Source organism: Streptacidiphilus jiangxiensis (assembly GCF_900109465.1).
In the GTDB taxonomy this organism is placed as follows: Bacteria; Actinomycetota; Actinomycetes; order Streptomycetales; family Streptomycetaceae; genus Streptacidiphilus; species Streptacidiphilus jiangxiensis.
Window position 1 is genome coordinate 1 of record NZ_FOAZ01000037.1, and the last position, 21,893, is coordinate 21,893.

The following is a 21,893-nucleotide window of genomic DNA, read 5'->3' on the forward strand; positions in this document are numbered from 1 at the left end:
AGCGTTCGTCCTGAGCCAGGATCAAACTCTCCGTGAATGCTTTACATTCGCGCAGAGCGGTGCAACACCTGCTGGAATGAGCAGGCTTGCACACAGCGTCCTCGCTGAAAATTTGTTCTCAAAAGTAACTGGCGTTGACTTTTGGCACGCTGTTGAGTTCTCAAGGAACGGACGCTTCCTTTGCTTCCCTTTCGGGCCGCTCCGGGCGCTTCCTTCGTTTTCTACTCTATCAGAACTTTCGGCTTTCGCTTTTCGCTCCGGCCCGTTCCGACGAGTGAAACTCTAGCTGATTTCTTCGGTCAGAACCAAATCCACCAACCAGACCCGAAAATGGCAGCACAAAGAAAGCCTTTGTGCGATCAGATTCGAGGGGGTTCGCTGCCCGGACACCCGCTCAGCGGGCGGGACAACTTGCTAAACAGTACGGGGGCCCGCAGGTCAAGTCAAATCGACCCGCGGGCCCCCGTCACGGGGTCACCCGATCAGACCTCGACGACCATCGGCAGGATCATCGGCCGGCGACGGTACGTCTCCGAGACCCACTTGCCGAGGGTGCGCCGCACCAGCTGCTGGATCTGGCGGGTCTCCAGGACGCCGTCCTGCGCGGAGCGGTTCAGAGCCTCCTGGATCTTCTGGATCGCGGGGCCGAACGAGTCGTCCTCGATGCCGGAGCCGCGGGCCTGGATGTTCGGACCGCTCAGCACCTTGCCCGTGGCCGAGTCGACGACCATGAACGCGGTGATGATGCCCTCGTCGCCGAGGATGCGGCGGTCCTTGAGCGAGCCCTCGCCGACCTCGCCGACCGAGAGGCCGTCGACGTAGACGTAGCCCGCTTGCACCTTGCCGACGATGCGCGCGACGCCGTCGACCAGGTCGACGGCCACGCCGTCCTCGGCGATGACGATGCGGTCCTTGCGGATGCCCGTCTTCTGGCCGAGTTCGGAGACGGCGCGCAGGTGGCGCCACTCTCCGTGCACCGGCATGAGGTTGCGCGGCTTGCAGATGTTGAAGAAGTAGAGCAGCTCTCCGGCCGAGGCGTGGCCGGAGACGTGCACCTTGGCGTTGCCCTTGTGCACGACGTTCGCGCCCCACCGGGTCAGGCCGTTGATCACGCGGTAGACCGCGTTCTCGTTGCCCGGGATCAGCGACGACGCGAGGATGACGGTGTCGCCCTCGACGATGCGGATCTGGTGGTCGCGGTTGGCCATGCGCGAGAGCGCCGCCATCGGCTCGCCCTGGGAACCGGTGCAGATGAGGACCACGTCCTCGTCCGGCAGGTCGTCCAGCGTCTTCACGTCGACGACCAGGCCACCCGGCACCTTCAGGTAGCCGAGGTCACGGGCGATGCCCATGTTGCGGACCATCGAGCGGCCGACGAAGGCGACCTTCCGGCCGAACTCGTGCGCCGTGTCCAGCACCTGCTGGATGCGGTGCACGTGCGAGGCGAAGCTCGCGACGATGATGCGCTTGTCGGCACGGTCGAAGACCTGCTGGAGCACCGGGCCGATCTCGCGCTCGGGCGCGATGAAGCCGGGGACCTCGGCGTTGGTCGAGTCGACCAGCAGGAGGTCGATGCCCTCTTCGCCCAGACGGGCGAAGGTCGGCAGGTCGGTGAGCCGGCGGTCCAGCGGCACTTGGTCCATCTTGAAGTCGCCGGTGGCGACGACGAGGCCGGCGGGCGTGCGGATGGCGACCGCCAGCGCGTCCGGGATGGAGTGGTTGACCGCGATGAACTCGCAGTCGAAGGAGCCGATGCGCTCGCGCTGGCCCTCCTTGACCTCCAGGGTGTACGGCCGGATCCGGTGCTCGGCGAGCTTGGCCTCGATCAGCGCGAGGGTCAGCTTGGAGCCGATCAGCGGGAGGTCCGGCTTCTCGCGCAGCAGGTACGGCACTGCGCCGATGTGGTCCTCGTGCCCGTGGGTGAGGACGATGCCGTCGATGTCGTTCAGGCGATCCCGGATGGACGTGAAGTCCGGCAGGATCAGGTCGACACCGGGCTGCTCCTCCTCGGGGAAGAGCACGCCGCAGTCGACGATCAGCAGGCGTCCGCCGAACTCGAAGACGGTCATGTTCCGACCGATCTCACCGAGGCCGCCGAGCGGGGTGATGCGCAGCGCGTTCGGCGCGAGCTTCGGCGGGGCGCCCAGATCAGGGTGCGGATGACTCAATGGTTCTCCTCTCCGCGCGGACCGGTCGGAGCTTCCTGGCTCTGGTCGGCGCGGCGTCGTCACTTGTGGTGATGGGTACTGCAGGTCCTGCATCACGTCCCGAGGTCCTGTCGGACATCCTGGACGTGGACGTCTGTGTTGTCAGAGGTGTACCCCGCCGTCGGCGAGATCCCTCCTCAGTTGGGCGATCTCCGCCTCGGTGGCCTCGACCAGCGGCAGGCGCAGCGGCCCGGCGGGGAGGCCCTGGAGGTTCAGGGCGGCCTTGGTGGTGATGACGCCCTGGGTACGGAACATACCGGTGAAGACCGGCAGCAGTCGCTGGTGTATCTCGGTGGCCTTGGCGATGTCGCCGGTGGTGAAGGCGTCGACCATGGCGCGGAGCTCGGGTGCGACGACGTGGGCGACCACGCTGACGAAACCGACGGCTCCGACCGAGAGCAGCGGCAGGTTCAGCATGTCGTCCCCGGAGTACCAGGCCAGGCCGGAGCGGGCGATGCCCCAGCTCGCGGCGGCGAGGTCGCCCTTGGCGTCTTTGTTGGCGACGATGCGGGGGTGCTCGGCCAGTCGCACGATCGTCTCGGTGGAGATCGGCACACCGGAGCGGCCGGGGATGTCGTAGAGCATGACCGGCAGGCCGGTGGCGTCGGCGACGGCGGTGAAGTGCCGGAACAGGCCCTCCTGCGGGGGCTTGTTGTAGTACGGCGTCACGACCAGCAGGCCGTGGGCGCCGGCCTGCTCGGCCTGGCGGGCGAGCTCCAGCGTGTGGTGGGTGTCGTTGGTGCCGACGCCCGCGACGATGTGCGCGCGGTCGCCGACCGCTTCCAGGACCGCCCGCACCAGGGCCTGCTTCTCGGCATCGGTGGTGGTCGGGGACTCACCGGTGGTGCCGTTGAGGACGAGGCCGTCGTTGCCTGCGTCGACCAGGTGCACGGCCAGCCGCTGGGCGCCTTCGAGGTCAAGGGCGCCGTCGGCGGTGAACGGGGTCACCATTGCGGTCAGCGCCCGGCCGAAGGGGGTCTCGGGGGTGGGGGTCGGAGCCATGAGTCCAACGCTACTCGTTGCGGGCGGGAGCTCGTACGGACGGTCCAGCTGGAGGACATTCGTGCCGTCCGGACAGGCAAGGAGCCCGGTGCCGCCTGCTCGGGGGTTCAGGCGGCACCGGGGCTCGTGTCTTTGAGACTAGGGAACCATGAGATATCCCGCAAATGGGACATACGGGAAATCTTGCCGAACGGGCGAACGACGCGTCAGGGCGCGACGCGACCGTGCGTGTTGAACGCCCCGTGGGTGAGCGGCATCAGCCCGCTCCACAGCTGCTCCATCTTCTCCGCGACCATCTCGATCTCCCGCTGCGGGAAGGTCGGCACGGCGGCCCGCTCGTCCTTGGTGCGCAGCGAGAGGAAGTGCATCAGCGAGCGGGCGTTGCAGGTCGCGTACATCGAGGAGAACAGGCCCACCGGCAGCACCGCCCGGGCCACCTCACGGGCCACCCCGGCCGCGAGCATCTCCTGATAGCGGTCGTAGGACTGCCGGTAGGAGTCCTCCATCGCCTCGGTGACGGCCTTGTACTGCTCGGGCGTGCCCTCGAAGAACTCGTACTTGCCCGGACGGCCCTGCTGGACGAGCTTGCGCTCGGCCGAGGGGACGTAGAAGACCGGCTGCAGCTCGCGGTAGCGGCCGCTCTCCTCGTTGTACGACCAGCCGGCCCGGTGCCGGTGGAACTCGCGGAAGACGAAGATCGGCGCGCTGACGAAGAAGGTCATCGAGTTGTGCTCGAACGGCGTGCCGTGGCGGTCGCGCATCAGGAAGTTGATCAGACCCTTGGAACGCTCGGGGTCCTTCTGCAACTCCTCCAGGGACTGCTCACCGGCCGTCGAGACCCGCGCGGCGAAGAGCACGTCGGCGTCCTGAGCGCTGCTGCGCACCAGCTCGACCGTGACGTCGTCACGGAACGTGGGCTGAGGGGTCGGGGTCTCGTCGGACAAGGGAAGGTTCCTTTCGATCATGGGTCGACTCTGGCGCGGCTCGACGTCGGCTGAGAAGAGCCTGCCGATGCTAGTACTGCCGGTACCAGGACGACCGCGCAGTAGCCTATCCAGCGAAGGGGGACGCATGAGGCAGCTGACGATCCGTGAGGCCGTCGAGACGGACGCGGCACCGTTGGTGCGTGTCCGCATCGACGCATGGCGGACGGCCTACGCAGGGATGATCCCACCCGCCTATCTGGACGAACTGGACGCCACGGCGGCCCCGTCCCGCCTGGCCGAGTACCTGCGGGAGCTGCCGCGGGGGCGGCACTACCTCGTCGCCGAGCGGGACGACCGGGTCGTCGGCTTCGCGATCGCCGGCTACGAGCGCCCGAGCGTCGAGTCCGTGCGCGGCGAGCGCACCGGGATCGGCGAGGTGCACGCGCTCTACGTTCACCCGGATGCCTGGTTCACCGGTACGGGTGCGGCGCTGCTGGACGCGGCGACGCGCCGACTGGCCGAGAGCGGCTTCCATACGCTGACGCTCTGGGTCCTGGAGCGCAACGAGCAGGCCCGCCGCTTCTACGAGCGCCAGGGCTGGCAGCCCGACGGCGCCACCGACGAGCTGCGGTTCGGCGGCACCGTGCTGACCGAGCTGCGTTACGCCCGCCCGGTGCGGCAGGTCACACCGCTGCCGCGTGCTCGCTCTGCTGCAGTTTGATCGCGCGCTCCATCGCCTTGCGGGCGCGGGGGGTGTCCCGCGCGTCCGCGTAGGCGACCGCGAGGCGGAACCAGCTGCGCCAGTCCTCCGGGGCGGCCTCGGTCTCGGCCTTGCGCCGGGCGAAGACCGCGTCGGCGGAGTCGCGGTCGATGCCGCCGCCGGGCGTGTGCTTCAGCTCGTCGACGGGCAGCCCGCCCTCGGCCTCCAGCATCCGCGACAGCCGCTGGCTGTCGCGGCCGAACCGGTACGTCTTCCAGACGAACCAGAGCGCGATGCCGACCAGCGCCTCGGCGCAGATGCCGATGCCGACACCGGCGGCCTTGCCACTGGCCATCAGCTGACCGCCGGTCGCGGCGACCACGGCGAGGCCCAGCAGCAGCGCCAGCGTGACGACGAAGTACATCACCCGAGCGACCATCGCAGCGTCACTCTCCTTCGGTGAACAAGAAGTTCTCGAGGCCGAAGGTCAGCCCCGGCACGTCCACGACCCTGCGGGCGCCCAGCAGGATGCCCGGCATGAACGAGCTGTGGTGCAGCGAGTCGTGACGGATCGTCAACGTCTCCCCCACGCCGCCGAAGAGCACCTCCTGGTGGGCCAGCAGGCCGCGCAGGCGGATCGCGTGGACGGGCACGCCGTCGACGTCCGCGCCGCGCGCGCCCGGCAGACCGTGCGTGGTCGGGTCGTCCTGCGGCGGCAGCCCGGCCTCGGCGCGGGCGGCGGCGATCAGCTGGGCCGTCCGGGTGGCGGTACCGCTGGGCGCGTCGGCCTTCTTGGTGTGGTGCAGCTCGACGACCTCGACGGACTCGAAGAAGCGGGCCGCCTGCTGGGCGAAGCGCATGGTGAGGATCGCGCCGATGGAGAAGTTCGGGGCGATCAGCACGCCGGTGCCCGGCGAGGCCTTCAGCCACTCCCCGAGCTGCGCGAGACGCTCCTCGTTCCAGCCGGTGGTGCCCACGACGGCGTGGATGCCCTGGGCGGTGCAGTACTCCAGGTTGCGCATCACCGCGTCGGGGTGGGTCAGCTCGACGGCGACCTGGGCACCGGACTCGACCAGGGTCTCCAGCTTGTCGTCGCGGCCCAGCGCGGCGACCAGCTCCATGTCCTCGGCGGCCTCGACGGCGCGGACGGCCTCCGAGCCGATCCGGCCCTTGGCCCCGATGACGGCGACCCTCAGCGGCGTGCTCATTGCAGTGGCTCCTAGCAACTCGGAAGTACTCAGGCCATGGCCTCGGCGAGGCGCGACGCGCGCTTGCCTGCCACCGGTCCTATCACAGCGAGGGAGGGACGCAGCCCACCGAGGACGTCGGCGGCCACGGCCCGGACGTCGTCCAGGGTGACGGACGCGATCTTGCCGAGCAGCTCGTCCACGGACAGGTGGGTGCCGTAGGCGAGCTCCGCCTTGCCGACGCGGGACATCAGCGAGCCGGTGTCCTCCATGCCCAGCACGGTCGAGCCGGACATCTGGCCGATGGCGCGCTTGAGCTCCTCCTCGGTGATGCCGCCCGTGGCGACCTTCTCCAGCTCCTCACGGCAGATCTTCAGGACCTCCTCGACCCGCTTGGGCTGGCAACCGGCGTAGATGCCGAACAGGCCGGAGTCGGCGTAGGAGGAGGTGTAGGAGTAGACCGAGTAGGCCAGGCCGCGCTTCTCGCGGACCTCCTGGAACAGGCGCGAGCTCATGCCGCCGCCGAGGGCGGAGTTGAGCACGCCGAGCGCCCAGCGCCGGTCGTCGGTGCGGGCGAGGGCCGGCATGCCCAGGACGAGGTGCGCCTGCTCGGTCGAGCGGTCCAGGATCTCGACCTTGCCGGCGGTCTTCAGCGCGCGGCTGCCGTTGCGGGGCACGGCGGGGCCGACGTCCTCGCGGCCGAGCGCGCCGGCCTGCTCGAAGCAGCGCTGCACCTGGCGGACGACCTTGGCGTGGTCGACGTTGCCGGCCGCGGCCACCACGAGGTGCTCGGGCTTGTAACGGCGCTTGTAGAAGCCGTGGACCTGGTCGCGGGTCAGCGCGTTGATGGTGTCGACGGTGCCGAGCACCGGTCGACCGAGCGGGGAGTCCCCGTAGAGGGTCCTGGCGAAGAGGTCGTGGACGACGTCACTCGGGTCGTCCTCGGTCATCGCGATCTCCTCGAGGACGACGTCACGCTCGGTGTCGATGTCCTCCTGCCGGATCAGCGAGCTGGTCAGCATGTCGCTGACGACGTCGACGGCCAGCGGCAGGTCGCGGTCGAGCACCCGCGCGTAGTAGCAGGTGTACTCCTTCGCGGTGAAGGCGTTCATCTCGCCGCCGACGGCGTCGAGCGCGGAGGAGATGTCGAGCGCGGAGCGCTTCCTGGTGCCCTTGAAGAGCAGGTGCTCGAGATAGTGCGTGGCGCCGTTCAGCACCGGCGTCTCGTCGCGGGAGCCGACGCCGACCCAGATGCCGAAAGCCGCCGAGCGGACGGTCGGCAGGGTCTCGGTGACCACCCGCAGCCCACCGGGCAGAACGGTACGACGGACCGTACCGGCGCCGTCGATGCCCTTCAGCAGGGTCTTCGTGGTCCCCGGACGCTGGTCCTGAGCTGAGGTCTGAGCCTTCGAGGCAACCTGGGGCACTGAGTCAAGTCCTTGGGATTGTTGCGCTAACGGGCCTGCGGCCCGGCCCCACCTCGACGGTGGGGCCGGGCCGCAGTTTGCAAGCTACTGCTTACTGCTCGGCGTCGGCGGCGGCCTCGGCCGCCTCCTCGCCCTCGATGACCGGGATCAGCGAGAGCTTGCCGCGCGGGTCGATCTCCGCGATCTCGACCTGGACCTTGGTCCCGATCGCCAGCACGTCCTCGACGTTCTCCACGCGCTTGCCACCGGCGAGCTTGCGGATCTGCGAGATGTGCAGCAGGCCGTCCTTGCCGGGCATGAGGGAGACGAACGCACCGAACGTCGTGGTCTTCACCACGGTGCCCAGGTACCGCTCGCCGACCTCCGGCATGGTCGGGTTGGCGATCTGGTTGATCGTCGTACGGGCCGCCTCGGCCGCCGGGCCGTCGGACGCACCGATGTAGATGGTGCCGTCGTCCTCGATGGTGATCTCGGCGCCGGTGTCCTCCTGGATCTGGTTGATCATCTTGCCCTTGGGGCCGATGACCTCACCGATCTTGTCCACCGGGATCTTGATCGTGATGATGCGCGGCGCGTTCGGGGACATCTCGTCCGGAACGTCGATCGCCTCGTTCATCACGTCGAGGATGTGCAGACGCGCGTCGTGCGCCTGCTTCAGGGCCGCGCCCAGGACGGAGGCCGGGATGCCGTCGAGCTTCGTGTCCAGCTGGAGGGCCGTGACGAAGGTCTTGGTACCGGCGACCTTGAAGTCCATGTCGCCGAAGGCGTCCTCGGCACCGAGGATGTCGGTCAGCGCGACGTAGTGCGTCTCGCCGTCGACCTCCTGGGAGATCAGACCCATGGCGACACCGGCGACGGCGGCCTTCAGCGGGACACCCGCGTTCAGCAGCGACATCGTCGAGGCACAGACCGAACCCATGGACGTCGAGCCGTTGGAGCCCAGCGCCTCGGAGACCTGGCGGATCGCGTAGGGGAACTCCTCGCGGGTCGGCAGGACCGGGAGCAGCGCACGCTCGGCGAGCGCGCCGTGACCGATCTCGCGACGCTTCGGGGAGCCGACGCGGCCCGTCTCACCGACGGAGTACGGCGGGAAGTTGTAGTTGTGCATGTAGCGCTTGCGCGTCTCCGGCGCCAGCGTGTCCAGCTGCTGCTCCATGCGGAGCATGTTCAGCGTGGTGACACCCAGGATCTGGGTCTCGCCGCGCTCGAACAGGGCCGAGCCGTGGACGCGCGGGACGACCTCGACCTCGGCGGCCAGGGTGCGGATGTCCGTGATGCCACGGCCGTCGATGCGGACCTTCTCCTTGACGATGCGCTGGCGGACCAGCTTCTTCGTCAGCGCGCGGTACGCGGCGGAGATCTCCTTCTCGCGACCCTCGAACTCCGGCAGGAGCTTCTCGGCGGCGAGGTCCTTGACGCGGTCCAGCTCGGCCTCGCGGGCCTGCTTGCCGGCGATGGTGAGCGCCTGGGCCAGCTCGTCCTTGACCGCGGCGGTGAGCGCCTCCAGGACGTCGTCCTGGTAGTCGAGGAAGACGGGGAACTCGGCGGTCGCCTTGGCCGAGTGCGCGGCCAGCTCGGCCTGCGCCCGGCACAGCTCCTTGATGAACGGCTTGGAGGCCTCGAGGCCCTCGGCCACGACCTCCTCGGTCGGCGCGGTGGCGCCGCCCTTGACCAGCTCGATCGTCTTGGTCGTGGCCTCGGCCTCGACCATCATGATCGCGACGTCGCCGTCCGGCAGCGCGCGGCCGGCGACGACCATGTCGAACACGGCCTCCTCCAGCTCGCTGTGCGTCGGGAAGGCGACCCACTGGCCGCGGATCAGCGCGACGCGGACGCCGCCGATCGGGCCGGAGAAGGGCAGGCCCGCCAGCTGCGTGGAGGCGGAGGCGGCGTTGATGGCGACCACGTCGTACAGGTGGTCGGGGTTGAGCGCCATGACCGTCACGACGACCTGGATCTCGTTGCGCAGGCCCTTGACGAAGGACGGGCGCAGCGGGCGGTCGATCAGGCGGCAGGTGAGGATCGCGTCCTCGGAGGGACGGCCCTCACGACGGAAGAAGCTGCCGGGGATGCGCCCGGCGGCGTACATCCGCTCCTCGACGTCGACGGTCAGCGGGAAGAAGTCGAAGTGCTCCTTCGGCTGCTTCGACGCGCTGGTCGCGGAGAGGACCATGGTGTCGTCGTCGAGGTAGGCGACCGCGGAACCGGCGGCCTGCTTGGCGAGACGACCGGTCTCGAAGCGGATGGTGCGGGTACCGAAGCTGCCGTTGTCGATGACGGCCACGGCCTCGTGCATGGTGTTGTCTTCCACCCGGAAGATCTCCTTCTTTTGTCCTCTAGGTGGAGCGCCCCCGCGCTTGTCCGTAAGTCCTACGGCCTGGACCTGGCCGGTCTTCGATCGAAGCTGCCGGCCGGAGCTCGCGTACCTACGCGCTGCTCCTCCGGCGGCCACTACCGAGGACCGGCGGCCTGGCTGCCGCTGGCTCGGATGCGTGTGGACGCTCCGCGTCCGGTGCCTCATCCCCGTGTGGGATGCGGCACCCTTTGTCCTTCACACCTTACGCACGGTCTCATTCCCACGCGTGCGCAAGGCTCAACCACGTCCATTCGAGAGGGTGGTTGCGATACACCGAAGGGCGGCTCCCCCAGATCCCCTGGGAGAAGCCGCCCCCGAGTGGGTTCGACTAGCGAGCGGAGCCCGCGGCGCCGCGGCGGATGCCGAGGCGGTCCACCAGCGTACGGAAGCGCTCGATGTCCGTCTTGGCCAGGTACTGCAGCAGGCGGCGACGCTGGCCGACCAGGAGCAGCAGGCCACGACGCGAGTGGTGGTCGTGCTTGTGGAACTTGAGGTGCTCGGTCAGGTCCGAGATACGGCGGCTGAGCATCGCGATCTGAACCTCGGGAGAGCCGGTGTCGCCCTCCTTCTGGCCGTACTCGGCGATGATCTGCTTCTTGATGCTCTGGTCGAGGGCCATGCCCACTCCTTCACGATCATTGGTGCCGAGCGCCCCTGGTCTTCATCACAGGGTCTGATGTACTCGGCGCGGAACAGGGCACGCACGCGGCATGCCCGATCCAGCGGTCAAGCCTACCAGTCAGGAAGTCAAGCCCCGGACCGTGCCGTAGACGTCCAGAACCGCGAGGGCGATCGGGACCAGCGCGGCCAGGGTGAGGCCGTCGACCAGGTCGAGGATGCGGCCCCAGAACGGGGAGACGCCCTTCTTCGGCACGACGAGCGCGATGGCCACCAGGATCGCCGCGCCGGCGGCGATGGCGACCGCCATGACCAGCGTGCGGATGTCCACGGCGGAGGTGTTGCGCATGTTCGTGAAGATGAACATCGGCATGTGCAGGGCCATCCCGACGATCAGCAGCACCAGGCTGCCGAGGCCCGCCACCAGCAGGCACATCACCTGCGCGGTGTTGGTGAACAGCCGCGCCCGCAGCATCGCCCCGACGCCGAGGACGAGAGCGAGCAGCTCCGTCCAGGTGTTGTCGGTGAACGCCAGCACCACGCTGCTGCCCAGCACGACGGCGGCGCAGCCGCCGACCATGCCGACCAGCAGCTCGTGGCCGCGGCGCGCCTGGGTCGCGATGCGGGCCAGGTCGAGCGCCGGGCGCTGCTCCGCCTCGGCGCCGCGCAGCGTGGACCGCTGCTGCTCCGGGGCGTGGAACCCGACGGGCAGGCGGGCGAAGCGCGAGGAGAGCGAGGGCAGGAAGCCCACCAGTCCGACCGCGACGACCGCCGCGCCGGCCGCGACCTCGCGGGCGGAACCGTCGGTGATCACGCCGACGAGCGTCGCCAGGGTCCCGACGCCGGCGACGAGCGCGGCCGCGACGAAGGGGGCGTCGCCGTTGGGCAGGAGCGCCGCGAGCAGCGTCGCGGCAAGCAGCACGGTGATGCAGCCGACCAGGAACTGGATCCGGCCCGGCCCGTCGCCCTGGGCGGGCGCGATGACGCCCGTCCCACCGAGCATGGCCAGCGGCAGTGCGGCCAGCCCGAGGGAGAGCGCGGCGCCACGGTCCTCGTAGACGCGGGCGCGGACGCCCGCGAGGGCGATCAGCACGACCGACGCGAGACCGGCGATCAGGCCCGGCAGCGAGTGCATGTCGTGCTGGAGGTCGGAGAACCACAGCGCGAAGGCGAGCAGCAACAGCACGACGGCGCCGCCGATGAGTCCGGCGCCGCGCATCAGCGCGGGCCCCCACTGGCTGCGGTCCTCGCCGACGCCCGACGCGATCGCGTCGGCGACGTCGTCGTAGACGGCGGGCGCGAGCGACTCGGCGAACGGCCGCAGGCTCAGCAGTTCGCCGTCGCGGACCTGCTGGGCCTGCAGGGGCAGGCTGCTGTCCAGGACGGTGCCGTCGCGCCGCACGAGGTGGAAGCCGGTGGGCGCGCCCTCGGCCTGGGTCTGCCCGGAGAGCCGGAGCACCTCCGGGTACACGTCCGCGAGCGGGACGTCCTCGGGCAGCGCGACGTCGATGCGACTGTCCGGTGCGACGACGGTGACCCGGCAGAACCCGGTCGCGGCGCTGGTGCTCACGTGGTGTGCCTCCCCCATACCGTGGCTGACAGCGGTTCACCTTATACGTTCTGCTGGACACCATTGACGCGCGCATGGTGCTGCCAGTTCGGGCGCTCTACTTGCTGGGTGGCTGGGCGCGCCCGCGCGGCGGAGCTGCACGTGCCACGGCCTCGCTCCCCTGAGCGGGTGGCAACCGGGCCAGTTGCAGAAAGGCCTCTGCTGCGGGCGGCAGAACGCCGGGGCGGCGGAGCAGGGCGAGGGTGCGGCGGACCCGCGGGTGCAACGCGCGGACGACGGATCCCTCGGGCGCCAGCCCGGCGTGCATCACCGCGGCCAGTCCGCCCTCGGTGATGAGCGGGCCCACGGCCTCCCGGTAGACCGACTCGACCGCGATCCGGGGAGCGACGTCCGCCTCCGCGAACAGACCGTCCGTCAGCATCCGCCAGGCCGTGCCCGGGGCACCGACGACGAGCGGGAGGTCGGCGAGGTCCTCGACGCGCATCGTCTGCGGCGCGACGGAGCCGGGGGGCAGGACGGCCACCATCTCCACCTCCCGCAGCGGGTCGACGACCAGGCCCTGGGTCTCCGTCACCGGGAGATAGGAGAGCCCCAGCTGCGCGTCCCCCTCGCGCAGGTCCCGGGTCAGGAACGGTGGCCGTCGCGGTTCGGTCAGCCGGACCGTGACCGCCGGGTGCCGCTGCCGGAAGCGCGCCGTCAGTTCCCCTGCCGCGTCGGCCGCGGCTGCCTGGACGACGAGGTCCACCCGCCCCGCGACGAGCCCCACCACCGAGGCGACCGCCTCCCTCGCGGCGACCAGTTCCAACCCCACCCGCCGTGCCGGCGTCACCAGTGCCTCGCCCGCCGAGGTGAGGACGACGCCGCGCCCTGCTCGCTGGAACAACCGCGCGCCGAGCTCGCGCTCCAGCGCGCGGATCGCCTGGGAGAGGGAGGGCTGGGCCAGGTGGAGGGCGTCGGCCGCGCGGGTGAAGCCGCCGTGTTCGACGACGGCGAGGAAGTAGGAGAGCTGGCGGGCATCCATAGGTTCAGCCTATGGGTCCGGTGGGCAGCGGGTATTGGACGGCGAAGAGTCCGCGCGGCGTTACTGATGCCCATGACGACGGACCCCCGCAAGAACGCCACCGAGGCCACCCGCAAGGCGCACGCCGCGCTCGCCGCGCGGCTCCCCCTGGCCGACGACACCGACTTCGCCCGCGCGCAGCGCGGCCTGCTGCGGCGCACCGGGGACGTGGAGGTCCTCCCGACCGAGCCGCCCGAGACGGTCAACCCGTCGCTGTGGCGGCAGGCGCGGCTGAACGCGCTGCACGGGCTGTACGAGGTGACCGACGGGGTCTACCAGGTGCGCGGCTACGACCTGGCGAACGTCACCTTCGTCCGCGGCGCGGACGGCTGGATCGTCGTCGACCCGCTCACCGCCGCCGAGACGGCCGCCGCGGCCCTGGCGACACTCCGCGAGCACTTCGCCGACGAGCGGCCGGTCACCGCCGTGATCTACACGCACTGCCATGTGGACCACTTCGCCGGCATCCGCGGCGTCGTCACGGACGAGCAGGTGGCCTCCGGTGCGGTGCGCGTCATCGGGCCCGAAGGCTTCCTGGAGCACGCCGTCTCCGAGAACGTGATCGCCGGGACGGCGATGAGCCGCCGCGCGCTGTACATGTACGGGCTGATGCTGCCGAAGGACGCACGCGGGCACGTCGACACCGGCCTCGGCCGCGCCGTCGCGGGCGGGACGTGGGGACTGGTGCCGCCGACCGAGACGGTCCGCGAGACCGGCACGGAGCTGCTGGTCGACGGCGTGCGGATGGTGTTCCAGGTGACGCCGGGCACGGAGGCGCCGGCCGAGATGAACTTCCTGCTGCCGGACCACCGGGCGCTGTGCCTGGCGGAGAACTGCACCGCCGTGCAGCACAACCTGTACACGCCGCGCGGCGCCGAGGTGCGGGACGCGCTGGCCTGGTCGGGCTACATCGACGAGGCGCTGCGCGTCTACGCGCCCGCCGTCGACGTCGTCTTCGCCTCGCACCACTGGCCGCGCTGGGGCGAGGCGGAGATCGCCTCCTACCTGACCAAGCAGCGCGACGCCTACCGCTACCTGCACGACCAGAGCATGCGGCTGGCCAACCAGGGCCTGGTCGCGGCGGAGATCGCCGAGGAGCTGGAGCTGCCGCCGGGCCTGGCGGACGAGTTCTTCCTGCGGGACTACTACGGGACGGTCAACCACAACGCCAAGGCGGTCTACCAGAAGTACCTGGGCTGGTTCGACGCCAACCCGGCGCACCTGCACCCGCTGCCGCAGGTCGAGGCGGCCAGGCGCTACGTCGCCTACATGGGCGGCGCGGACGCGGTGCTGGCGCGGGCCCGGGAGGACTTCGCGGCCGGGGACTACCGGTGGGTGGCGGAGGTGGTGAACCACGTCGTCTTCGCCGATCCGGCGAACGCGGCGGCGCGGGCGCTGCAGGCGGACACCCTGGAGCAGTTGGGCTACCAGGCCGAGTCGGGCCCGTGGCGGGACTTCTACCTGACGGGCGCCCAGGAGCTGCGCCAGGGCACCCCGAACGCGCCCGGTCTGCGCACCCCGCTCCAGCCGGACGTGCTGCGCGGGATGCCGGGATCGATGCTGCTGGACTACCTGGCGGTCCGTCTGGACGGCCCGCGGGCCGCCCGGCGCACGCTCGGCCTCGCGCTGCGCCTCTCCGACGCGGGCACGACGCACCGCGTCGAGCTCTCCCACGGGACGCTCCACCACACGCGGGTGGACGAAGCCGCGGACGCCGTCTCGCTCGACCGGGCGACGTTGGCGCGTCTCGCCGACGATCCGTCACTGTTGGAGGCGGCCCTCGCCGACGGCTCGGTCGCCGCGTCCGCCGAGACCGCCGACGACCTGCGGGAACTCCTGAAGCTTCTGGTCGCTTTCGATCTCTTCTTCCCCGTGATCGAGCCATGACCGGTTCCCGATAGGATCGCCGCCTGCGGACAGCGGTGCCACGGGGGCGGCAAGCGGCCACCTCGTAGGTCACCGGGGGACTAAAGGACGAGGCTGGTGCCGAGTTGAGCGTGGTGACCGTCAAGCGACCGCCGAGGGCTTACCCGCCGGCGGTGCCGAACGAGGAGCTCCACCTGGAGCCGCCGCCGGAGCTGCCCCGGGACGCCAACGGCGCCTGGTGGCAGTCGATGCTGCCGATGCTCGCGACGGCAGGCTCCGCCGCCTTCTTCTTCATGCCCGGCATGGCGACCATGATGAAGGTCATGGGCGGTCTGATGGTCGCCTCGACCGTGGCCATGGCCGTCGCGCAGCTGAACCAGCAGCGTCGGGGCGGCGGCGGGAGCGTCGACGACGAGCGCGCCGACTACCTGAAGTACCTCGGGCAGCTGCGCCGCCAGATCCGAAAGGTGGCGCAGCTGCAGCGCGACGCCCAGCTCTACACGCACCCGCAGCCGGACCAGCTCTGGTCGGTCGTGGCCGAGGGCCGTCGGCTCTGGGAGCGGCGGCCCATGGACAACGACTTCGCCCAGGTCCGGGTCGGCACCGGCCCGCAGCAGCTGGCCTCGCGCATCGTCGCGCCGCAGACCGCCCCGGTCGACGAGCTGGAGCCGCTGACGGCGGACGCGATGCGCTCGTTCATCAAGAGCCACAGCACGCTGCCGGACCTGCCGCTGGCGGTCTCCCTGCGCGCCTTCTACCACCTGACGGTCTCCGGCGACCCGGACACCGTCTACGGGCAGCTGCGCGCGATCCTCTCCCAGCTGACCACCCTGCACTCCCCCGACGACCTGGTCCTCGGCGTCGCGGCCGCGCCTGGTGCGCTGCCGGAGTGGGAGTGGACCAAGTGGCTGCCGCACACCCAGCACTGGCGCGAGTCCGACGGCGCCGGTTCGCTGCGCATGATCTGCACCTCGCTCGACGAGCTGGAGGAGCTGCTCGACGACGAGCTGGCGGGCCGCGCCCGGTTCCACCGCGACGCGCAGCCCGTGCCGGACAACGCGCACATCGTGGTGATCCTGGACGGCGCCCAGATCGGCGCCGACTCGGTGCTGGCCAACGGCGAAGGCCTGCAGGGTGTGACCATCATCGAGGTCGTCCCCGGCGACCTGGACGAGGTCCGGGGCCAGCTGGGGATCACCGTCTCCCCGAAGGAGATGACGCTGCGCTCGGCGTCCGGCGCCTCCTACAGCGGCGTCCCGGACACCCTGTCGGCGTGGCAGGCGGAGGCGCTGGCGCGTCAGCTCGCACCGCTGCGGATCTCGCAGGGCGGCGACGACGAGCCGCTGCTGGCGAACCTGGACTTCACCGACCTCATGGGCGTCGGCGACGCCGCCTCGGTCGACACCGCCCGCACCTGGCGCACGCGCCCGGTCCACGAGCGGCTGCGCGTCCCGATCGGCCTGGGCGCCGGCGGGGAGCCGGTGATCCTGGACCTGAAGGAGGCGGCGCTCGAGGGCATGGGCCCGCACGGCCTGTGCGTCGGCGCGACCGGTTCCGGCAAGTCGGAGCTGCTGCGCACCCTCGTGCTGGGCCTGGCGCTCACCCACTCCTCGGAGACCCTGAACTTCGTCCTCGCCGACTTCAAGGGTGGTGCGACCTTCGCCGGGATGGCGGACATGCCGCACACCTCCGCGATCATCACCAACCTGGCCGAGGAGCTCACCCTCGTCGACCGCATGCGCGACTCGATCACCGGTGAGCTCAACCGCCGCCAGGAGCTGCTGCGCGCGGCCGGCAACTACGCCAACATCCACGACTACGAGCGCGCCCGTGCGGCCGGCGCGCCGCTGGACCCGCTGCCGTCGCTGCTGCTGATCATCGACGAGTTCAGCGAGCTGCTGACGGCCAAGCCCGACTTCATCGACATGTTCATCCAGATCGGCCGCATCGGCCGGTCGCTGGGTGTGCACCTGCTGCTCGCCTCGCAGCGTCTGGAGGAGGGCAAGCTCCGCGGCCTGGACACCTATCTCTCCTACCGCATCGGTCTGCGGACCTTCTCCGCGGCCGAGTCGCGCGCGGCGCTGGGCGTGCCGGACGCGTACCACCTGCCGCCGGTGCCGGGTGTCGGCTACCTGAAGTTCGGCACCGACGTGATGGCGCAGTTCAAGGCCGCCTACGTGTCCGGCCCCTACCGTTCGGGCGGCGCACAGGTCTCCTCGGGCGGGGTGCGCCGGGCGCAGCCCGTGCTGTTCACCGGCTCCCCGGTGGCGCTGCCGCTGCTGCCGCTGGAGGAGACACCCGTCGTCGCGGCCCCGCGCCAGGACGACGCGCTGGTCGACACCGTGCTCGACGTGATCGTCGACCGGCTGGAGGGCCAGGGCCCGCCGGCCCACCAGGTGTGGCTGCCGCCGCTGGCCGAGGCCCCGTCCGTCGACCAGCTCTACGGCCGCCTGCAGGTCAGCGCCGAGCGTGGCCTGCACGCGGCCGACTACACCGCGCCGGGCCGCCTGGTCGTCCCGGTGGGTCTGGTCGACAAGCCCTTCGAGCAGCGCCGCGACCTGATGTACCTGGACTTCTCCGGCGCGGCCGGCCACGGCCTGGTCGTCGGCGGTCCGCTGACCGGCAAGTCGACGCTGCTGCGCACGGCGATGACCTCGTTCGCGATCACCCACACCGCCGCCGAGGTGCAGTTCTACTGCCTCGACTTCGGTGGTGGCGGTCTGATCGGGATGCAGCGCCTGCCGCATGTCGGCGGGGTCGCCGGGCGCCTGGACGGCGACAAGGTGCGCCGTATGATCTCCGAGGTCAACGGGGTGCTGAGCCGCCGCGAGGAGCTGTTCCGGGCCCAGCAGATCGACTCGGTCGCGACCTTCCGCACCCGTCGCAAGCAGGGCATGCTCCCGGACGAGCCGCACGGCGACGTGTTCCTGGTCATCGACGGCTGGCTGAGCTTCAAGCAGGAGTTCGAGCAGCTGGAGCCCGTCGTCGCGGACATCGTCCAGCGCGGTCTGGCCTACGGCGTCCACGTCCTGATCACCGCCAACCGCTACGGCGAGGTCCGTCCGGCGCTGAAGGACCTGCTGCAGACCCGCGTCGAGCTGAAGCTCGGTGACGCGATGGAGTCCGAGATCGACCGCAAGGTCGCCCAGAACGTCCCGACCGGCGCGCCCGGTCGTGGTCTGACCGGCGACAAGCTGCACTTCCTGGCCGGTCTGCCGCGTCTGGACGGCTCCGGCGGCGTCGAGGACCTGGCCGACGCGGTGGCCGCGATGGTCCAGGCGACGAGCGAGAACTGGCAGGGCCCGCGCGCGCCGCAGGTGCGGATGCTGCCGGAGCTGCTGCCGGTCGAGCAGCTGCCGAAGCCGTTCGAGACGCCGGAGCTCGGCATCGCGATCGGTGTGGACGAGAACGCGCTGGCGCCGGTCCACCTCAACTTCGACACCGACCCGCACTTCATCGTGTTCGGTGACGGCGAGACCGGCAAGACGGCCCTGCTGCGCCTGCTGCTGAAGGGCATCACCGAGCGGTACACCCCGGAGCAGGCGCTGATCGTCATCGGCGACTACCGCCGCTCGCTGCTCGGCGCGGTCACCAGCCCGCACCTGCTGGAGTACGCGGCCGCGCAGCCCGCCCTGCAGTCGTTCCTCGGCGACGTGCGCGGCTCGATGGAGCGCCGCATCCCGGGCAAGGACGTCACCCAGGAGCAGCTGCGCGACCGCAGCTGGTGGAGCGGCCCGGAGCTGTTCCTCGTCATCGACGACTACGACCTGGTCGCGACCTCCACCGGCAACCCGCTGCAGCAGCTGCTGGAGGTGCTGCCGTTCGCCAAGGACATCGGGCTGCACATCATCATCGCCCGCCGCTCCGGCGGCGCCGGCCGCGCACTGTTCGAGCCGGTCATGCAGCGTCTGAAGGAGCTGGGCGCGCAGGGCATCGTGCTCTCCGGCGACCGCGACGAGGGCGTGCTGCTGGGCAACGTGCGGCCGCAGGTCCTGCCGCCGGGCCGAGGCGTGCTGGTCACCCGTCGCCGGGGCTCGTTCACGGTCCAGACGGGGTGGCTGCCGCCGCAGTAGATTCCACGTGCCGGATCGTTATGCGGACGGTTTCGTCCGCAGACCGCTCAATCCGTAGCAGGGCCCAGGGGCCGCTGAGTGCTTCGTCACTCGGCGGCCCCTGTGTCGTTGTGCGGCCTGCTGATCACGAAGGCATGATCGACTTGGCTGACCAGCATGAATATGAAGGCTGCAGAGTGCATGTATCTTTGAAATGAAAGCGCTCCGCAAGGCTGGACATATAGGGCAAGTTGCTGATGCGGCATCAGATCAGTTGTGCTAGGACTTTTGCGCAACGGAATCCGAAGCAAAACCTGCCTTGACGCCTCATTAACGGCAGGGTTCCATGACTGAGCCGGGAGCGACTGACACCAGCAGCAGCGAGAGCGCCAGGAGGCGATAGCGCTCCCCCAGCGAAGCCCTTGTAGAGCGAGCCGAAACGGAACGCCCATGACCGACATCCTGCGCCGTCCTGAGGACGGCACTGCGACGTCCGCGACCTCGATCGAGGCCGCGGAGCCGCAGAAGCTCAAGCGTTCCATCGGCGTCGTCGGCGGCACCCTGCTGACCCTGTCCTGCCTCACGCCTGCCTCCTCGCTCTTCGTGATCGTGCCGGCCTCCTTCGCCGCCCTGGGCACGGGCACCGCGCTCGCCCTGGTGATCGCGATCGTGCTGTGTATCGGCGTGGCCTGGTGTTACTCCGAGCTCGGCACGCTGGTCCCCAGCGCCGGTGGCGAGTACGCCATGGCCGGTCACACCGTCGGCCGGTTCACCGGCTGGCTCGCCTTCATCCAGGCCCTGCTGGTCGTGATGATCGTGCCGCCGGTGATCGCCCTCGGCACCTCGCAGTACCTGGCCCCGATCGTGCACGTGGACCCCAAGGTCATGGGCGCGATCGTGATGCTCGCCGCCACCGTGATGGGCCTGCTCGACCTGCGTGCCAACGCCTGGATCACCGGCATCTTCCTGGTGCTGGAGGTCATCGCCGCCAGCGTGGTGGCCGTCCTGGGCTTCGCCCACAGCAACCGCTCCGCCTCCGTGCTGATCCACCCGGAGCTGCCGGGCACGCACGGCGGGATCAACCCCGTCACGGCGGGCACGATCATCGCCGGCCTGGCCGCCGCGCTCTTCATCACCCAGGGCTTCTCCACCGCCGTCTACCTGGCCGAGGAGATGGAGCGCCCGCACCGCACCGTCCCGCGCACCGTCCTGTGGACCCTGGGCATCGGCTCCGCGGTCATCCTGATCCCGGTCATCGCGATCACGCTGGGCGCCAACAGCCTGGACGACCTCGCGGGCGGCGACATCAGCTCGATGGTCACCCAGTGGAGCAACTCCGCCGTCGGCACCTTCGTGAGCCTGGCGATCGCCATGGCGATCATCAACGCGGCGATCGTCATGGTCATCCAGAACTCCCGCGTGCTGTACTCCTCGGCCCGTGACAAGGCCTGGCCGGAGCCGATCAACCGCGCCTTCACCAACCTGAGCAAGCGCTACGGCTCGCCGTGGGTCTCCACGCTCGCGGTCGGCGTCCCCGGAGCGATCCTCTGCTTCGTCAACCTGGACACCCTGAGCGCCGTCACCGGTGTCTCCGTCGCCCTGCTCTACCTGTGCGTCGCCGTCGCCGCCCTCGGCGGTCGTCGCGGCAAGCACAAGGACGCCAAGGCCTACCGGATGCCGCTGTGGCCGGTCATCCCGGTGATCCTGATCGCCGTCCTGGTCTACGTCGTCACCCAGCAGCCGCTCAGCGCGCTCTACTGGACCGGTGGCATCACCGCCGCTGCGGCCCTGTACTGGGTCTTCTACCTCCGGCCCCGTCCGGAGACCCGCTGGATCATCACGATCCCCGAGGACGAGAAGGACGCGGTCGAGGCCTGAGCCCCGCCCTCCTCACCACGAAGGCCCCCCGCGCGCTGCGCGGGGGGCCTTCGGCGTTCGAGCGGGTCAGGCGGTGTGCGCGCCCGTGGCGCTGCCGGCGAGCCACTGGGCCCACGACAGGTCGTAGTCCGCGTAGCCGTTGTCACCGGCGGCCTTGCCGCGCGGCGAGCCGGTGATGGTCACCGGGTCGCCCTGCTTGACCGCGTTGTAGTACCACTTCGAGTTCGCCAGCGAGAGGTGCACGCAGCCGTGCGAGCCCGCGCTGTGACCCGGGTTCGGGTCACCCGTGGAGTAGTGGACGTACGTGCCCGAGAAGGTCAGGTGAACGTCCCACGGCAGGGTGATGTCGTAGTAGTTCGGGTCGCTCGGGTTGCAGCTGATCCCGACGCTGCACGAGGTCATCCGCACCTCGGGCTGCTTGTCGATCACTGCCATCGTGCCGTCCCAGCTCGGGAACGTCTTGCTGCCCGCGTCGATCGGCATGGTGCGCACCACGCGGCCGTTGTGGGTGATCTTCATCGTGTGGCCCGGCACCGAGACGAAGGTCTCGAAGTCGGAACCGATGGTGAAGGTGTGCTTGTAGCCGTGGACGCCCACCCGGCCGTGGCCGTCGGCGACGCCGGTCAGCTGGGCGTCGAGGGTGACCTTCGTGCCCACGGGCCAGTAGCCCTTGGGGCGCCAGTCGACGCGCCGGTCGCCGAACCAGTGCCAGGCGCCGAGGACCGGCACCGAGGTGGTCACCTTCAGGTGCCGCTCGATCGCGGCACGGGCCGCGGGCGCCACCGCGTCGGTGAAGACCACCGAGATCGGCATGGCCACCCCGACCGTCGATCCACTCACGGGAGTGATCGAGTCGAGCAACATCGGTGCGGCCGTGTGCGCGACGTTCGCGCCCGTCCCCGCCGCCATCGCGGTGCCGCCGTACAGGCCGGCTCCGGCCAGCATCGCGCCCGCCAGGAGTGCCACCCCGACGTTGCGCTTTATTCGCCTCACGCTCTGCTCCACTCTTGAGTTCGTGATCTCAATGAGTGGTCACACTACGCA

Annotated in this window: 15 protein-coding genes; 4 read left to right on the forward strand and 11 right to left on the reverse strand. The window is 70.2% G+C overall.

Translation table 11 applies throughout. The annotated features are described in order from the left end of the window. Positions 1-482 precede the first annotated feature (482 nt). The 3 genes from BMY61_RS39850 to thyX form a co-directional block, all read right to left on the reverse strand. A complete protein-coding gene (locus tag BMY61_RS39850) occupies positions 483-2,168 on the reverse strand; it encodes a ribonuclease J (protein WP_042460418.1) in 1,686 nt (561 codons plus the stop codon). Positions 2,169-2,309: 141 nt separating this feature from the next. Then, on the reverse strand, positions 2,310-3,209 hold the full coding sequence (dapA, locus tag BMY61_RS39855; RefSeq protein WP_042460415.1) for a 4-hydroxy-tetrahydrodipicolinate synthase: 900 nt from the start codon (positions 3,207-3,209) through the stop codon (positions 2,310-2,312). Between the two features lie 206 nt (positions 3,210-3,415). Next, positions 3,416-4,174, reverse strand: a complete 759-nt coding sequence (thyX, locus tag BMY61_RS39860; protein WP_042460412.1) for an FAD-dependent thymidylate synthase — start codon at positions 4,172-4,174, stop codon at positions 3,416-3,418. Between the two features lie 106 nt (positions 4,175-4,280). Here thyX and BMY61_RS39865 point away from each other — a divergent pair, with 106 nt between their 5' ends. Continuing rightward, entirely contained in the window at positions 4,281-4,856 is a 576-nt protein-coding gene (locus tag BMY61_RS39865) for a GNAT family N-acetyltransferase (RefSeq protein ID WP_042460408.1), read from the forward strand. On the opposite strand, the gene BMY61_RS39870 is transcribed toward BMY61_RS39865, so the two are convergent. The 7 genes from BMY61_RS39870 to BMY61_RS39900 all read right to left on the reverse strand — a co-directional run bounded on the left by BMY61_RS39870 (position 4,819) and on the right by BMY61_RS39900 (position 13,014). After that, positions 4,819-5,274: a tetratricopeptide repeat protein gene (locus BMY61_RS39870; RefSeq protein ID WP_042460405.1), complete on the reverse strand. Its 456-nt coding sequence runs from the start codon at positions 5,272-5,274 to the stop codon at positions 4,819-4,821. The genes BMY61_RS39865 and BMY61_RS39870 overlap by 38 nt on opposite strands. Before the next feature lie 7 nt (positions 5,275-5,281). Further along, complete coding sequence (gene dapB / locus BMY61_RS39875; RefSeq protein ID WP_042460402.1) at positions 5,282-6,043, reverse strand: 4-hydroxy-tetrahydrodipicolinate reductase; 762 nt, start codon at positions 6,041-6,043, stop codon at positions 5,282-5,284. Between the two features lie 29 nt (positions 6,044-6,072). Then, a complete protein-coding gene (locus BMY61_RS39880; RefSeq protein WP_042460399.1) occupies positions 6,073-7,449 on the reverse strand; it encodes a M16 family metallopeptidase in 1,377 nt (458 codons plus the stop codon). Between the two features lie 91 nt (positions 7,450-7,540). Continuing rightward, positions 7,541-9,745 carry a polyribonucleotide nucleotidyltransferase gene (locus BMY61_RS39885; protein ID WP_042460428.1) on the reverse strand — a complete coding sequence of 735 codons (2,205 nt, stop codon included), beginning with the start codon at positions 9,743-9,745 and terminating at the stop codon, positions 7,541-7,543. Between the two features lie 388 nt (positions 9,746-10,133). Further along, positions 10,134-10,424 carry a 30S ribosomal protein S15 gene (gene rpsO / locus BMY61_RS39890; protein WP_042390043.1) on the reverse strand — a complete coding sequence of 97 codons (291 nt, stop codon included), beginning with the start codon at positions 10,422-10,424 and terminating at the stop codon, positions 10,134-10,136. Positions 10,425-10,544: 120 nt separating this feature from the next. Continuing rightward, positions 10,545-11,993 (reverse strand): type VII secretion integral membrane protein EccD, encoded by a 1,449-nt coding sequence (gene eccD, locus BMY61_RS39895; protein WP_042460397.1) that lies wholly within the window; start codon positions 11,991-11,993, stop codon positions 10,545-10,547. Between the two features lie 97 nt (positions 11,994-12,090). Beyond that, positions 12,091-13,014, reverse strand: a complete 924-nt coding sequence (locus BMY61_RS39900) for a LysR family transcriptional regulator (protein ID WP_042460394.1) — start codon at positions 13,012-13,014, stop codon at positions 12,091-12,093. A gap of 72 nt (positions 13,015-13,086) precedes the next feature. Here BMY61_RS39900 and BMY61_RS39905 point away from each other — a divergent pair, with 72 nt between their 5' ends. From BMY61_RS39905 to BMY61_RS39915, 3 genes are all read left to right on the forward strand, one after another. Then, positions 13,087-14,940 carry an alkyl/aryl-sulfatase gene (locus tag BMY61_RS39905; RefSeq protein WP_052439537.1) on the forward strand — a complete coding sequence of 618 codons (1,854 nt, stop codon included), beginning with the start codon at positions 13,087-13,089 and terminating at the stop codon, positions 14,938-14,940. Positions 14,941-15,044: 104 nt separating this feature from the next. Then, the gene (locus BMY61_RS39910; protein WP_042460378.1) at positions 15,045-18,992 is read left to right on the forward strand and encodes a type VII secretion protein EccC; all 3,948 of its coding nucleotides are present in this window, start codon (positions 15,045-15,047) and stop codon (positions 18,990-18,992) included. Positions 18,993-19,421: 429 nt separating this feature from the next. Then, on the forward strand, positions 19,422-20,849 hold the full coding sequence (locus tag BMY61_RS39915; protein ID WP_042460375.1) for an APC family permease: 1,428 nt from the start codon (positions 19,422-19,424) through the stop codon (positions 20,847-20,849). Positions 20,850-20,915: 66 nt separating this feature from the next. On the opposite strand, the gene BMY61_RS39920 is transcribed toward BMY61_RS39915, so the two are convergent. After that, positions 20,916-21,842, reverse strand: coding sequence for a L,D-transpeptidase (locus tag BMY61_RS39920; RefSeq protein WP_042460424.1), 927 nt, complete (start codon positions 21,840-21,842; stop codon positions 20,916-20,918). Between the last annotated feature and the right edge of the window lie 51 nt (positions 21,843-21,893).